This window comes from Nocardia caishijiensis NBRC 108228 (assembly GCF_001612825.1).
GTDB lineage: Bacteria > Actinomycetota > Actinomycetes > Mycobacteriales > Mycobacteriaceae > Nocardia > Nocardia caishijiensis.
The window spans coordinates 428,452-443,339 of the sequence record NZ_BDBE01000025.1 but is presented as its reverse complement, the minus strand read 5'-3'; the positions used below and the strand labels follow the sequence as shown (position 1 = coordinate 443,339).

The window sequence follows — 14,888 nt, the reverse complement described above, 5'->3', positions numbered from 1 at the left end:
AGACCTACCGTGCGGTCGCGAGCCGGATCGTCGTGAGCAGTTCGGTCGTACAGGTCGCCAGATCGAATCCGGGTTCGGCGGCGGCGCGCAGGATGACACCGTTGCGCAGCGAGAGCACGAATCCGGCCATCAGGTCCGGGTCGAACTCGCGGAACTCGCCCGCGGCGCGGCCACGTACGAACAGGTCGGCCAGTTTCGCCCGATCGGATTCGGCTTGCCGCGCCCGCGCTTCTGGGTCCGGTGCGGCGGCTTGCAGACGCAGCATGGTCACCAGGTGATTGCGGTGGTCGCGGACGAATTCGCAGTTGGCGATGATGAACGCGGCGAGCCGTTCGGCCGGGCCGCCGTGCTCGCTGCGGGCGGCGACGAACGCGGTGAACTCGGCGAGGATCGTGCGCATCACCTCGTCCATCAGGTTCTGCTTGCGCGCGAAGTGGTAGGAGATGAGACCGGTACTGCTCAGTCCGGCCGCGTCCGCGATGGCACTGAAAGAAGCGCCCGCGTAACCGGATTCGGCGATGGTGTCGATCGCGGCGCGCACGATCTGGGCGCGGCGGGCGCGCTCGATGGCCGTGCCCTTCACCGGATCGCCACCACGTAGGCGTGCCGCTGGGGAGCGACGGCGGGCAGTTCGACAGTGAGGTCGCCGTCGCGCGCGCTCCAGCGGAGTTCGGGCCCGCCGAGCAACGCGACGGTGGCCGACGCCGGTACCCGCACCCCGCGCAGCACGATGTCGCCGGTCGGCTGGTCGGCGAGCACGATCGCGAACAGCGCCGACCCCTTGCCGGTGAAGTGGACCTGATCGCCGGTCGCCGTGGTCGTCGCCGCCTGCTGGGCGGGCACGGTGTCGTAGATCGCGTCACCGTTGCGAGCCAGCCAGGTGCCGAGAGCCCACAACGGCAGCAGCTGCGGTCGCGGAATTCGGCCCGCATCGTCGGGACCGACATTGAGCAGCAGATTCCCGCCCTTGGCGACCACCTCGACGAACAGCCGGATCAGCTCGCCGCCGTCGAGGATGTCGGCGCTCGTCTCCTCGGCGTTGTACCCGAACGACCTGCCGAGTCCACGAGTGAGTTCCCACGCGCCGGTGGGAGCGGTGTCGGGGACGGCGTACTCGCGGGTCTCCACGTCGTAGTGGAAGTTCTTCGGCTGCTCGGGAATGCCGTTGCCCCACTTGGTCATCACCTTGGCCACGCCCCCGATGAAGCTCAGATACGCTGCCCGCGCGACACGGTTGCGTGGGAGGCGGGTGCGCATCCAGCGGTCGTTGACGACGCCGTCCTCGACGGTGTCGTAGTAGTGCGCCATGACCTCGTGTGGGTCGGTATCGGCGGACCAACCCATGTCGTTCCACAGGATCGACGGCCGATAGGCGTCGATCAGCTCGCGCCACTGCGCCGCCGCGTACCGCGCGTACTCCGGCCCGAGCGCCTGGTGGCGGAGCAGGTCGGTCATTGTCCGCAGCGGCTGCTTCCGGAAGGTCCAGTCCATTCCGCCGCAGTAGTACAGCCCCATCCGCATGCCCTCGGCCCGTACCGCCGTGGTCAGGTCCGCGACCAGATCGCGTCGGGCGTGGTAGTCGTCAGCGGTGTGCGGGTTGGTGACACGCGTCGGCCACAACGGATACCCGTCGAGATGGCGGGTGACCAGCACGACGTAACGGGCGCCGACCTCGGCGAACAGGCTCGCCCACTCGGTGAAGTCGACCGATTCGGCCGCCGCGTCGAAGGTCGACCGGAACCCGGTGTAGGGAAACTGTTCCCCGTAGGTCGCCGCATGGTGGACCGCGGTCGGCGAGCCGGGGACGCGCATCGAGTTCAGGTACCACTCGGCATACGGAATCCGGTCGGCGGTCGTCTCCCCCGCTGTCAGATCCCGCATGAACCGGGGGTAGTCGAGCTCGGTGCGCTCGGCGAACGCGGGGACCGAGTAGAGGCCCCAGTGCACGAAGATGCCCAATTTGGCATTGCGGTACCACTCGGGAAGCGGACGCCGCCCGAGCGATTCCCGGTCCGGGACATAGGCCACGACCACTCCTCCAATTTTGCTTGTGCGAGCAAAAATAGCACGCTCGAGCAAGCCCCTTCGAATACGAACATACGTTCGAACACGCGCTACACTGGCGCTCATGTCGATGCCCCTGCAAGGTTCACTGTTCGACGGTGAGTCGGTTGCGCTGGGTTCACTGGGCGCTCCCCAGCGGACCCGGCTCGACGCCACCGCGTGGGTCGACGTCGCGCCGGGCTGGCTGAGCGGGGCGAGCGAGGTGTTCGACCGGCTCGCCGAACGGGTGCCATGGCATGCCGAGCGCAGGCCGATGTACGACCGGGTCGTCGACGTACCGCGCCTGATCTCCTTCTTCGGTGAGCACGATCCACTGCCCGATCGGATTCTGGTCGAGGCCCGCGACGCCCTCTCCGAGCACTACCGAGCCGAACTGGGCGAACCCTTCCGCACGGCTGGCCTCTGTTTCTATCGCGACGGCCGCGACAGCGTCGCCTGGCACGGCGACACCATCGGCCGCGGCGCCACCCACGACACCATGGTCGCGATCGTCTCCGTCGGCGCACCGCGCGCGCTACTGCTCCGCCCCCGAGGCGGCGGCGCCAGCGTCCGCTTCACCGCGGGTCACGGTGATCTGCTCGTCATGGGTGGCGCGTGTCAACGCACCTGGGAGCACGCGGTCCCCAAGACCACCCGCCCGGTCGGCCCCCGCATCAGCATCCAGTTCCGCCCCCGAGGCGTCCGCTGACCACCGCGCGTCACGACGGCACGTTCAGCACGGCCCGGACCATCTCCTGTACGGCCGCGCGTAGCCGGGTGACTTCGCCCGCCCTGGCCAGATGCTGGGCGAGATCGCCCCCGATGGACGACAGCAGCAGCGCGCCGACGGTTTCGGCGTCGATATCCGGCCTGACCTCACGCAGGAGAGTGCTGATGTGCACGGCCCAGAACGCGTGGAACTCCTCGGTGCGCGGATGCGGCGGCATCGCCCGGTACGCGGCGATCAACTCGACATGATCGGTCACGAGGCAGGTCATGGCGTCGAAAAAGGCGAGGAGTCGCTCTGCGGCCGGAGCGCCAGGACCCAGCGGCGGAGGACCACTGGACACCCGCTCCATCAACTCGGTCGCACCCTCCGCGACGAGCTCGTAGAGCAGGCCGGACCGGCTGCCGAAACGATGGAAGATGGTGCCTTTTCCCACGCCCGCGGCGGCGGCGACCCGGTCCATGGTCACCCCGGCCGCACCGTGCTCGTCGAGCAGCGCCATGGTCGCCTCGAGGATTGCCCGTCGGTTGCGCGCGGCATCCGCTCGTTCGACCCGACGACCCTCGCTCATCGCACCCGCTCCCTCGGCACCCGCCGACTCGTTGACAAAGTTGACCGGCGGTCCATATTCTCTCGACGAGAGAACTGGACCGTCAGTCAACTTATGGAGTTCTGTTGCAGGCAATCGTAATGACCACTGTTGGCGCCCCCGGAGTGCTGGTGGCCGAGGACGTCGACACACCGCGACCAGCGACCGGCGAGGTGCTGGTGCGGGCCGAGGCGATCCCGGTGCTCTACCCGGAGACCCTGATGCGGTCGGGGACCTTCCCGTTCCCCGCGCCGCTTCCCGCCGTGTTCGGGTTCCAGGCGGCGGGCACCGTCGTCGAAGTCGGCGCCGGTGCCGATCGAGGACTCGTGGGCGAACGGGTGGTGGTGTCCACGCCCGGCCACGGGTCGTATGCCGAATATGTTGTGGCGTCGTCGGATTCGGTCACCCGGATTCCGCACGGCCTCGAACCGGACGCGGCGGCGGCGATCCTGATGGCCGGGTCGGTGGCGATCGCGCTGTTCGACGCGGCGACACCGAGCGCGGGCGAGACCGTGCTCGTCGAGGCGGCCGCGACCGGGGTGGGCGCGAGCCTCACCCGCTTGTGCGTCGCGGCAGGACTGCGCGTGATCGCCACCGCGGGCGGTCCCGCGAAAGCCGAACTGGCGCGTGCCAACGGCGCGCACGAGGTCATCGACCACAACGCGCCCGGCTGGGCGGCTCGACTGGGCGCGTTGCTCGACGGCGACACCCTCGGCGTCGTCTTCGATTCGATCGGCGGTGACTCGCTGGCGCCGTTGCTCGACCTCGTCACCGCGCTACACGGCCGAATCCTCAGTTACGGGTGGCTCGCCGGGGCACCGGCGCGGGTCGGTGCGGCGGACCTGATCCTGCGCGGACTCACCCTCACCGGCTGCGCGGGACCCGCCTGGTTGGGCACGGTGGCCGCTCGGCAGGGCGCCGCGTTGGCGGCGGCGGCAGCCGGGAAGCTGGTTCCGGTCGTGGACACGGTGCTTCCCCTGACCGACGCCGCGAAGGCGCATCGGCTGCTCGAGGAGCGGGTCGCCCTGGGCAGCGTGCTGTTGCGGCCCTGAACAAGGCGCGCCATTCCGACCGGTCGGGTGCGCCTCCGTTGTCACCTCTTGGCCCGAAAAGCGTTCTGTTGCTTGAGTATCGGACGATACTGAGAGACGTCGAAGTGCGCGGAACAGCGGGGGTGGCGTGATGGTTTCCAGCAATGATCATGAGGCTCTGCGGGTGCGGACCGAGGAGGTGCTCACCGAGACCGTCGCGGAGCTGCCACGGCGCTCACGCGGCATCTACGCCTCGGTGCTGCTGGCGGGAGGCGGACGCTGGCGGCTGCTGACGCACCTGCGACAGCCCGCGCCCGCGGGGCGGTGTGACGCGGTGCTGGTCGGACCCGCCGGGGTGTTCGCCGTGAATGTGGTCGACGAACTGCCCGGCGAGGCACAGATCCGGCGGTTGCGGGCACAGGCCGAGCAGATGTTCACCGGGGTGCGGATCGGCCCGAACGGGAACGAGTTCGTCCGCGAGACGGTGGAATTGGTGTTCGTGCTGCCACCGGGCCGCCATACCGGCGCGGACGGGCGGTTCGTGGTGTGCACCGATGCCACCGTGCGGTCGTTGCTGAACCGCAAGGCCGTGATGCCCGCGCGGTTGGCCGGTGCGCTCGCCGAACACACCGCGCGACGCGACTCCGACTACCGGGCGGTCCCGCGTGTGGAACCGGCGCGGACACCCGCCGAGACCGACGGATTGCTCGACGTGGAGTCGCTGCGCACAGACCATCTGAGCGGTGCGCTGGCCAAACCGTTCCCCACCTGGCTGTCGTTCCTCGATCCCGACCAGCTCGCCCTGGTGACCCGCAACCACAACGGCCCGGCGCGCATCGTCGGCCCGGCCGGATCGGGAAAAACCGTGCTCGCGCTGCACCGGATGGCGCACCGGGCGCGCCGCAGCACGGGCCCGCTGCTGTTCACCACCCTGGTGAAGAACCTGCCGCCGTGCCAGGAATCGGCGTTCGCGCGCCTGCTGCCGACGGTGGGGCGTGCGGAATTCACCAACCTGCATTCCTGGGCACAGGACTTCCTCGCCGAACGGGGCATCCACCGCCGGATGGAGCTGCGCCGCACCGAGACCGCGTTCAACCGCGCCTGGGCGAAGGTCGGGCGGTCGAGCCCGCTCACGAACGCCTCCCCCGACCCCAGGTACTGGCGCGAGGAGATCGACCGGGTGATCAAAGGTCGCGGAATACCACCGACCGAGGCCGGATTTCGCGCCTACGAAGGGCTGGATCGTCGTGGCAGGCGCGTCGCGTTGCGCACCAGCCAGCGCGAACACGTGTGGGAGCTGTACGTCGAGTACGAGCGGATCCGCACCGACCGCCAGTGCTACGACGGCAACGACGTCATCACCGCCGCCCTCGAGGAACTGCGCGTGAACCCGCTGCCTCGGCCGTACGCGATGGTCGTCGTCGACGAAATGCAGGACATGAGCCTGCAGGGGGTGCGCCTGGTGCACGCGCTCACCGGCGACGAACCGAATTCGCTGCTGTTCGTCGGCGACCGCCAGCAGCAGATCTACGCGGGCGGTTGGCGTTTCATCGACGCCGACATCAATATCGTCGGTCGCAGCGAGAAGCTCACCAAGAACTACCGCAACCGGCGCGCGGTCCTGAAACTGGCCGCGAGCCTCGACGGCGCCTCCCCCGTCGACGATATCGACACCCCCGACCGCCACGGTCTCGACCTCACCGACGCCGCCCTGCCCGATGGCTACGCCGAACAGATCACCTGCACCCGCGCCGAATTGCCCGATCATCTGCGCGGCCAGCTCGATCGCATCGTGGCCGAGGGCATCTCGCTGTCGGACACGGCCGTCATCACGATCACCAATGCCGAGGCCGACGCCGTCCTGCGCATCCTGCGCGCCTGGGGTGTCGCGGCACAGGAACTCCTCGACTACCGGTGCGCCGATACCGACAGCGGCGTCAAGGTCGGCACCGTATACCGGGCCAAGGGGCTGGACTTCCGGGCGGTGATCCATCCGTTCACCGCGCCGTCGCCGCCGCCGCGCACCGATGCCGAGCAGGAACGCCACGACCTGCTGATGCGTCAGCAATTCGTGGCGGTGACCCGGGCCAGGGACTACGTCTGGTTGGGAATCGTGCGCGACTGATCCGCCGCACGGCCGTGGGAAGACGGCGAGTTGTCGGTGGTTGGTCGTAAGATCGGCGCCCATGGGGAGTTTGCTGATGCCACACGTCCGCTCGGCCAACGAGCTCACGACGCGGTGGTGCACCACTTTCGGGGGCGCGAACACGGCGGTGTCGGCGGCCGGGGTGTGGCCGTTGCTGGCCGTGCTCGCGGGCGCGGCCGACGGAGCGGCCAGGACCGAATTGTCCGCCGCCCTCGGTATTTCCGCCGACGAGGCACATACGGCCGGGCTGGCGATGCTGAAAACGCTCGACGCTTCGCGGGAAGTGTCGACCGCGATCGGCGCCTGGGCGAAAGCGGGTCTGCCGGTGCGTCCGGAATGGATCGAGAGTCTGCCCGCCGGAACTATCGGTGAGCTGGGCGATCCCGCGGCGCTGGACGCGTGGGCGCGCGAGCAGACCGACGGCTCGATCGAGAAGTTTCCGGTACCGATCTCCACGATGACCATCTTCGCGTTGGCCACGGCGTTGCTGGCACGCACCAAATGGGTCGAGCCGTTCGACGAGATCCTGTGGACGCCCGAAACCGGTCCGTGGCAAGGACAACGCGGCATCGGGCTGTCCCGGAGCAACTACCCCGACGGCAGTGTGTCCGTGCTCGGTTCGGACGTCACCCGGGTGATCGTCGCCGGGCGCGGCGACCTCGACGTTCACCTGCTGATCGGCGCCGACCCGAACCACGCGATCGCGGCGGGTATCGCGGCGATCGACGGCTCGCTACCCGTGACGACCGACCTCCCGGTCGGAACGACCGGCCCCTGTCTGGCCGTCGAACGGCGCGAAACCTACGGCGGCGACTCCGTCGTCGTGACGCTGCCGCCGTTCGACATCAGCGCGCACCACGACCTGCTCGACCGAGCCGACCTGTTCGGCCTCTCCGCCGCCCGTGACTCCTCGCGCGGACACTTCCCCGGCATCAGCTCGTTCCCGCTCGCCGTCGAAGCCGCGGCGCAGAGCGTGGTGGCGCGGTTCGACTCCGCCGGTTTCGAGGCGGCCGCGGTGGCCGCCGTCGCTATGTTCCCGGGTGGCATCCCGCAGCCGAACACGGCGACCATCACCTCGGTGCGGATCGATCGCCCCTTCGGATTCCTCGCCGTCGACCGGCCGACCGGGCTGGCGTTGGTCGCGGGGCAGGTCACCACGCCGCCGCTCACCTGGGACCGTCCGTCGGGCGACGACCTGAGGCCGCCAGGAAGCACACTGTGGCGAGATGGGTAATCGTTCTTACCGGATTCGTTGCTCGACAACGAGATTCGGAACGGCAGGGGGACACCGTACTCTGGTGGTAGTCCGCAGTCTGGTGCACAGGGGGTCGTGGTGATCGTCGTTGTCGCGGACGAGACCGAACTCGAAGGCGCGGAACAGATCGTCGGTGCGGCGATTCGCGACGCGGCATTCCGGGCCGGTGGCGTCGCGGTCTTCCGTTGTCATGTGCCGGAGAACCGGGGCGGCGCCGTCGAGGTCGACGCGCTGGTGTGCACCCCGCAGACGGTGACCATCCTGGAGGTGAAGGGGTTCACCACCCGCCAGGAAGGCACCCTCGCCACCCCACCGAACGGGCCGTGGACGGTCGACGGCGCCCCGGCGGCGCTGTATCACGCGGCGCGCGTACCGAACCCGTTCGTGCAGGTGCGCAGGCAGGTGTTCGCCGCGAAAAGCCTGCTGCAGCAGTCCGGGATCTTCGGCTGGGTGAACGCGGTGATCGCACTGGTCCCCCAGCCCGGCGCCGAGATCACCATCGAGGAGACACGCATCGCCGACGGGTACCGCGCGGTGATCGTGGACCGCGACGACTTCACGGCCCTGCACGATTATTTCGAGGCCGAGATCGGGCGCACCGTGCGGCTCAGCGTCGAGGACGTCGCGCGGGTCTTCACGGCCCTCAATCTCGCACACCTGCTGCCCTCGACCGACGACCTGACAGCACAGGGGTTCCCGGCCGAACTCGAAGCGGCCGCGACCAGTCGGCCCGCCGCGCCGACGTCCTCCGCCGAGATCGGTTCGCTATCCGCTTCCGCCGCAACGCATTCCGAGGCCGCGGCGCCCGACACAGCGCATAATGATCCGGTGGGTCCGATCCAGTCTCCTACGCCCGCGTTCCTGGCGGCGATCGACCGAATGGCCAACCGGCCGTCCCGTTCCGCGCCCGCCTCGGACGAAACCTCCGCCACGGCGGAATCCGCGCCTGTCGAGCAGGAACCGGCCGGTGCGGAGCGCGCCGTCGAGGCGGAAAAGCATGCGCCGTCGCCGAATTCGGCCGAAGTCTCGACCGATCCGGGTTCGGCCGACGAGCGCGGCACCGCGGCGGTGTCGCCGCCGACCGCGCCGCCCCCGGGCCTGCCCGATATCGAACGCACGAAGAACGCGGACCTCGGTGCGGCGCCGGACAGCGAGGCGGTCGTGGCGCATCACGCCAGCGCACCGCCGCCCGGGCACGACACGGTGAACCGGGATGACGAGCGATCGGATGACGAGGTCGACGGTCGCGATTCCGACCTCATCTCACTGCACAAGAGCGACAGTGGCCTACCGCGACGTACCGCTCCCGAGCCGGAACCTCCGGCGATCGCGGGCGTGGAACAAGATGAGCTACACGAGGATTCCTCGGTGAGGCACGGCGCCAGCACGTCGTCCAGTGCGGCCGCCGCATCCTGGAGCGTGCCGTCGAGCACCGATACGCACAGCTCGAACTCGGGTGTCTGGACCGACTGGGTCGGACACGAGCAAACCGCGCGACGTCCGTCACTACGCCGCCGCTGGCGCGACCTCCGGGGCGGCGGGACGCTGCGGCGTACCGCGCCGGACGGGCCGTCGCTGCGTGAACGCTGGCAGAACCGGCCCGTCCGTGAACGCGCGGAGCGTGGCAGGCGCCTGCCGAAGATCGGGGCGGGACTCGGCTTGGTCCTGTTCATCGTCTTGTTCGGGGCCGGGTTCTTCGCCATCACGGCCGTGCAGGCGAGCCGGTTCGAGATGTCGGACTACGACCGCATGTGCGGGCCCGACAAGAAACCCTTCCCGAACGCCGCGCCCTACCAGCGCGGTGACGTGGCGCCGATCTACCTCTCGGGGCATCTCACGACCATGGTCCGACCGGAGGATTCGCCCGCCTGGCGCCCGACCGACCCGGCGACGGTCCAGCTCATCGCCTGCATGAAGCAGCTGGAGCTGCGTGACCTCGTCCAGACCTGCCAGTACGGGCCCGCGCCCGGCGCACCGGTCGGACGCACGGTCAACCTGTTCCGCGCCACCTACGAGGTGATCGTCTACGAGCTACGCACCGGGCGCGAAGTCGCCAAGGCGACCATGCTCGGCGAACGCTATTCCAACGACCCGGCCAACACCGACCCCGACCGGTGCCGCGCGGCGGGCGACGCGCCCGACTATCTGGGCAGGCGGCTCGGTCAGCCGTCGGGAGCGCAGGTCGAGAACTTCCTCGCGCCCCTCGTCCACGCCAGACGCTGACCGCTTGACCTCGAGCCCACTCGAGGTTGCAGGATCATCGGGTGCCCAGGCACACCCCGGCACCGCGCTACCCGGCGCGGTCGCGCCTCCGTCGGTTTCCTCGTACACCCACCGGCGGAGGCCGTCGGGACACCTGACCCGAATGACGAACAGCCGCACGCTCGTTCGAGCGCACGGCTGTCGGGTCCAGCGGGGTTCACGCGGAGACGGTGATCGTCCATTCGTGAATCGTCAGTTCCGAAGCACCCATGGTGTGCAGGGGGTCGGAACGCACGATCGTCGTCGCGGTATCGAGGTCATCGACCAGCACCACATAGGCGCCACCGGTGCCGTCGCTGAAGCCACCGCTCTCCTGCAACTGCCCCTTCGCGAGCAGGTCACGCAGGAATGCGCGATGCGGCTCGATGACCGAGGCGTCGAACCCGGGCGTACGCCGGGCCATCACCAGGTACTTGGGCACGCTCAGGCCTCCGGGTCCGGCCTCGGCGCCCGTGTCGCGGCGGCGGCCGCGCGCACCTGCGGTGCCACCTGAACGACCTGACCGAGCACACCGTTCACGAACGACGGGGAGTCGTCGGTGGACAGCTCCTTGGCCAGCTCCACCGCTTCGTCGACCGCGACGACCGGGGGCACATCGGTGGCGTGGAACAGCTCCCACACCGCGATCCGCAGAATGGCCCGGTCCACGGCGGGTAGCCGGGTCAGGGTCCAGTCCTGCAGGTAGGACTCGATGGTGCCGTCGACACGGTCGAGGTCGTCGGCGACGCCCTCGACGAGGGTGTTGGTGTACGGGTGCACAGGTGCCACGCTCTGATCGCGGGTCGCGAGCTCGGCGCGCTCGGCCAGCAGATCGGAGACGTCGACGTCACGCGCCTCCGCCTCGAACAGCATGTCCACGGCACGGCGACGCGCCTTGTGGCGCGCACCGAGCTTCTTGTACGAGCCCTTCTTGTCCGCCGGGGAGTCCGCCACGATCAGGCGTTGACGCGGCCGAGGTAGCTGCCGTCGCGCGAGTCGATCTTCAGCTTGTCACCGGTGTTGATGAACAGCGGGACCTGAACCTCGGCGCCGGTTTCCAGGGTGGCGGGCTTGGTGCCGCCGGTGGAGCGGTCGCCCTGCAGACCGATGTCGGTGTGCTGGACCAGCAGCTCGATGGTGACGGGGAGCTCCACGAACAGCGGCGCGTCCTCGTGCACGGCGACCTGGACGCCCATGTTCTCCAACAGGAAGCGCGCACCCTGACCGATGGTGGCCTCCGGGATGGAGATCTGGTCGAAGGTCTCGCCGTCCATGAAGATGTAATCGGACCCGTCGTGGTACAGGTAGGTCATGTCACGACGGTCGACCGTGGCGGTCTCGACCTTGACACCCGCGTTGAAGGTCTTGTCGACGACCTTGCCGGACACGACGTTCTTCAGCTTGGTCCGCACGAAGGCAGGGCCCTTACCCGGCTTCACGTGCTGGAATTCGACGATCTGCTGAAGCTGACCGTCGATCTTCAGCACAAGGCCGTTCTTGAAGTCGCTGGTGTCCGCCACTGTCTTCGGATCTCCTCGTTCGTTACTGCGTGTCTCGGTGGCACCGTCGTCACTCGACGACGGTCAGGTTCTTGCTGGTGAGGGTGAGCAGTTCCGGGCCCCCTTCGCGCACCACGAGCGTGTCCTCGATCCGGACCCCGCCGCGGCCGGGAAGGTACACACCTGGTTCGACGGTCACCGCCACGCCTGCGAGAAGTGTACCGGTACTCGTTTTGGCGACTCCGGGCGCTTCGTGGATCTGCAGTCCGACGCCGTGTCCCAGGCCGTGCACGAACTGCGCGCCGTAACCGGCGTCCTCGATCACCGTGCGGGCGGCGGCGTCGACCTCGGCGGTCTTCGCCCCGGGCGCGAGTGCTTCCCGTCCCGCTTGCTGTGAGCGGGCGACCAGTTCGTAGATCTCGCGCTGCCACTCGGCGGGCACGCCGAGGACGAGGGTGCGTGTCATGTCGGAGTGGTAGCCGTCGACGACCGCGCCGAAGTCGAGCTTCACGAAGTCGCCCTCGGCGAGGACCGCGCCGGTCGGCCGGTGGTGCGGCACGGCCGAGTTGGCGCCCGCGGCCACGATGGTCTCGAACGAGACGGCCTCGGCGCCGTGTTCGAACATCGCCCACTCGAGATCCCTCGCCACCTGACGTTCGGTGCGACCTGGACGCAGCAGTCCGCGGTCGAGCAGGGTGGCCAGCCCGGCGTCGGCGGCGGCGCACGCGGCCCGCAGCTGCTCGACCTCGTAGGCGTCTTTGACCATGCGCAGCTGTTCGACCAACCCGGAGGTCGGCACCAACTGCAGTCCGGTGCGCAGCCCCACGTACGCCTCGTGCTCGGCGACGGTCACCACGTGGCTTTCGAAACCGACCCGACCGAGTTGCCACTCACCGGCCAGTTCGAGGATGCGCCGGGCGGTGGCGCGCGAGATCTCGGCACGCAGATCGGGGGTCTGTGCGGCCACCTGGGCGGCGTAGCGGCCGTCGGTGCCGATGACGGTGCGGTCCTCGGCGCCGCGCATGTCCCACGAGTGCACGAGCAGGACGGCGTTGGAGCCGGTGAAGCCGGTGAGATAGCGGATGTTGACCAGATCGGTCACCAGCAGCGCGTCGACGCCGTTCTCCACCAGCAGGCTCCGCAGGGCGCCACGCCGTGCCGCGTGGTCGGGACCCGTGTAGTCAGCACACATGAGTCAACGCTACCGCCGAACCACGAACACGTGGGCATCGAGTGCGCGGGCGTCGGTTCCGGGCGCGCCACGCCTTTTCGCGTGCCGACCTCGGTGGAAGCGCTGCGCGACAGCACTTCTGGAGACCCGGCTGTCCACATGTGTCGAAGTTGTCCACATTCGGCGATCGAGGCCTCGCTCGCCGCCACACGGGCCAGCACGATCGACGCATGACAACTGCCGCGTTCTGCCTGCTCATCGCCTGGTGCCTGCTCCTCGGCGTGATCGACGTCCATGCCCGCCGCCTGCCCAACGCGCTCACCGGAACCGGCGCGGTCGCCGTCTTCGGGTTCGCTTGGTACACCGGGCAATTGACCACGGCGCTGATCGGTGCCGCCCTACTGACCATGCCGTACCTGGTGACCCACCTGATCGCACCCGCCGCCCTCGGCGCCGGGGATGTGAAGCTGGCGATCGCGCTGGGAGCGGCGGCCGCACTGGCGGGCCCGCCCGCATGGACGTGGGCAGCCATCGTGGCGCCGTTGCTCACGGGGCTGGCGGCCGCCGTCGTGCTCGGGCGGCACTGGGTGCGCCGGATGTCGGGCCGCGCGGTCGAGAGCGTGCGGCGGGCGTCGTCTCCCCGGGTCGTGCCGCACGGTCCGGCGATGTGTCTGGCCACGGTGACGGCGATGGCGCTGACGTGACGAAGGTGGCGACGCGCCGGTGCTCGACGCCGTCCACGCGCCCCGATACGAGGGCCCGGTGAGCGTCGGGGTAGGCGAGACAGGGCGGTGGCCGGTGCCGCGTGAGCAGGCACACCGGCGGCGTGCTGCTCGTCACTGCCGACCACGTGCCCAACTGCGGGCGCCGACGTGGGAAGATGGTCGGCGTGTTGCGCTGGATAACTGCCGGAGAATCCCATGGTCCCGCTCTCGTCGCCCTCCTGGAAGGGATGGTCGCCGGAGTCGAGGTGACATCGGACGATGTCTCCGCACAGCTCGCGCGCCGTCGGCTCGGCTACGGGCGCGGCGCCCGAATGAAGTTCGAGGCCGACAAGGTCACGCTGGTCGGCGGCGTGCGTCACGGGCGGACCATGGGTGGTCCGGTCGCGATCGAGATCGCCAATTCGGAGTGGCCCAAGTGGACCGAGGTGATGTCGGCCGATCCCGTCGACGCGGCGGCCCTGGACGGCATGGCCCGCAACGCTCCCCTCACGCGCCCGCGCCCCGGACACGCCGACTACTCCGGCATGCTCAAGTACGGCTTCGACGACGCGCGGCCGGTGCTCGAGCGCGCCAGCGCCCGCGAGACCGCCGCTCGGGTCGCGGCGGGCACCGTCGCTCGGAACTTCCTGCGCCAGGCCTTCGGCGTCGAGGTGATCTCGCACGTCGTGTCGATCGGTACCGCCGCGAACACCACCGGTGTCGTGCCGGGTCCGCAGGATCTCGACGCCGTCGACGCCAGCCCGGTGCGCGCGTTCGACGCCGAGGCCGAGGCGGCGATGATCGCCGAGATCGAGGCGGCCAAGAAGGACGGCGACACCCTCGGTGGCGTGGTCGAGGTGATCGTGGACGGGCTGCCCATCGGACTCGGCTCGTTCACCAGCGGCGAGCAGCGGCTCGACTCGCGCCTGGCGGCCGCGCTGATGGGTATCCAGGCGATCAAGGGTGTCGAGGTCGGCGACGGTTTCGAGACCGCCCGCCGCCGAGGCAGCCAGGCCCACGACGAGATGCGTCCCGGCCCCGACGGTGTGCTGCGCTCGACCAACCGCGCGGGCGGGCTGGAAGGCGGCATGACCAACGGCGAGGCGCTGCGGGTGCGCGCGGCGATGAAGCCGATCTCGACGGTGCCTCGGGCGCTGTCGACCGTCGACATGTCCAGCGGCGAGGAAGCCGTCGCCATCCACCAGCGCTCCGATGTGTGCGCGGTGCCCGCCGCCGCCGTCGTCGCCGAATCGATGGTGGCGCTGGTACTCGCGCAGGCCGCGCTGGAAAAATTCGGTGGGGATTCGCTGGCCGAGACCGTCGACAACATCACCAGCTACGTCAAGCGGATCAGCAGCCGTCCACACGTGCCCGCGGACAGCCGCACGTCGTGACCACGCCGGGCCAGGAGGGGACCGCGCGCGACGCCGACGCGGGCCCCTCATCGACGACCGCCGCACCCGGAACGGAGCCCACCGACCA

The 14,888-nt window shown here is 69.5% G+C and carries 14 protein-coding genes; 7 read left to right on the top strand and 7 right to left on the bottom strand.

From position 1 onward, the window contains the following. Window positions 1-4: 4 nt before the first annotated feature. Together NC7_RS08895 and NC7_RS08890 are read right to left on the bottom strand one after the other, a co-directional pair. Window positions 5-583, bottom strand: a complete 579-nt coding sequence (locus tag NC7_RS08895) for a TetR/AcrR family transcriptional regulator (RefSeq protein WP_067981033.1) — start codon at window positions 581-583, stop codon at window positions 5-7. Further along, on the bottom strand, window positions 580-2,028 hold the full coding sequence (locus NC7_RS08890) for an alpha-L-fucosidase (RefSeq protein ID WP_067981303.1): 1,449 nt from the start codon (window positions 2,026-2,028) through the stop codon (window positions 580-582). Before NC7_RS08890 ends, NC7_RS08895 begins: the two co-directional genes overlap by 4 nt. Before the next feature lie 100 nt (window positions 2,029-2,128). On the opposite strand from NC7_RS08890, the gene NC7_RS08885 reads away from it, so the two are divergent. Beyond that, on the top strand, window positions 2,129-2,752 hold the full coding sequence (locus NC7_RS08885) for an alpha-ketoglutarate-dependent dioxygenase AlkB (RefSeq protein ID WP_067981032.1): 624 nt from the start codon (window positions 2,129-2,131) through the stop codon (window positions 2,750-2,752). 10 nt (window positions 2,753-2,762) lie between these two features. Here the strand turns inward: NC7_RS08885 and NC7_RS08880 are convergent, their stop codons facing one another. Continuing rightward, window positions 2,763-3,341, bottom strand: a complete 579-nt coding sequence (locus NC7_RS08880; protein ID WP_067981031.1) for a TetR/AcrR family transcriptional regulator — start codon at window positions 3,339-3,341, stop codon at window positions 2,763-2,765. Window positions 3,342-3,460: 119 nt separating this feature from the next. Between NC7_RS08880 and NC7_RS08875 the strand changes: the two genes are divergently transcribed. The 4 genes from NC7_RS08875 to NC7_RS08860 all read left to right on the top strand — a co-directional run bounded on the left by NC7_RS08875 (window position 3,461) and on the right by NC7_RS08860 (window position 10,014). Beyond that, window positions 3,461-4,411: a quinone oxidoreductase family protein gene (locus NC7_RS08875; protein WP_067981030.1), complete on the top strand. Its 951-nt coding sequence runs from the start codon at window positions 3,461-3,463 to the stop codon at window positions 4,409-4,411. Window positions 4,412-4,541: 130 nt separating this feature from the next. Then, a complete protein-coding gene (locus NC7_RS08870) occupies window positions 4,542-6,515 on the top strand; it encodes a UvrD-helicase domain-containing protein (protein WP_067981029.1) in 1,974 nt (657 codons plus the stop codon). 61 nt (window positions 6,516-6,576) lie between these two features. Beyond that, the gene (locus NC7_RS08865; RefSeq protein WP_084458193.1) at window positions 6,577-7,770 is read left to right on the top strand and encodes a serpin family protein; all 1,194 of its coding nucleotides are present in this window, start codon (window positions 6,577-6,579) and stop codon (window positions 7,768-7,770) included. 99 nt (window positions 7,771-7,869) lie between these two features. After that, entirely contained in the window at window positions 7,870-10,014 is a 2,145-nt protein-coding gene (locus tag NC7_RS08860; RefSeq protein WP_159372857.1) for a nuclease-related domain-containing protein, read from the top strand. Between the two features lie 196 nt (window positions 10,015-10,210). Here the strand turns inward: NC7_RS08860 and NC7_RS08855 are convergent, their stop codons facing one another. From NC7_RS08855 to NC7_RS08840, 4 genes are read right to left on the bottom strand one after another with little or no spacing between them, the layout of a single operon-like run. Beyond that, window positions 10,211-10,474, bottom strand: coding sequence for a YciI family protein (locus NC7_RS08855; RefSeq protein WP_201449867.1), 264 nt, complete (start codon window positions 10,472-10,474; stop codon window positions 10,211-10,213). A 2-nt stretch (window positions 10,475-10,476) separates the two neighbouring features. Then, window positions 10,477-10,986, bottom strand: a complete 510-nt coding sequence (gene nusB / locus NC7_RS08850; protein WP_067981027.1) for a transcription antitermination factor NusB — start codon at window positions 10,984-10,986, stop codon at window positions 10,477-10,479. A 2-nt stretch (window positions 10,987-10,988) separates the two neighbouring features. Then, window positions 10,989-11,552, bottom strand: coding sequence for an elongation factor P (efp, locus tag NC7_RS08845; protein ID WP_067981026.1), 564 nt, complete (start codon window positions 11,550-11,552; stop codon window positions 10,989-10,991). Window positions 11,553-11,601: 49 nt separating this feature from the next. Beyond that, window positions 11,602-12,723 carry a M24 family metallopeptidase gene (locus NC7_RS08840; RefSeq protein ID WP_067981025.1) on the bottom strand — a complete coding sequence of 374 codons (1,122 nt, stop codon included), beginning with the start codon at window positions 12,721-12,723 and terminating at the stop codon, window positions 11,602-11,604. A 209-nt stretch (window positions 12,724-12,932) separates the two neighbouring features. Here NC7_RS08840 and NC7_RS08835 point away from each other — a divergent pair, with 209 nt between their 5' ends. Together NC7_RS08835 and aroC are read left to right on the top strand one after the other, a co-directional pair. Continuing rightward, window positions 12,933-13,406, top strand: coding sequence for a prepilin peptidase (locus NC7_RS08835; protein ID WP_067981024.1), 474 nt, complete (start codon window positions 12,933-12,935; stop codon window positions 13,404-13,406). 185 nt (window positions 13,407-13,591) lie between these two features. Further along, a complete protein-coding gene (gene aroC / locus NC7_RS08830) occupies window positions 13,592-14,800 on the top strand; it encodes a chorismate synthase (protein ID WP_067981301.1) in 1,209 nt (402 codons plus the stop codon). Window positions 14,801-14,888: the final 88 nt, after the last annotated feature.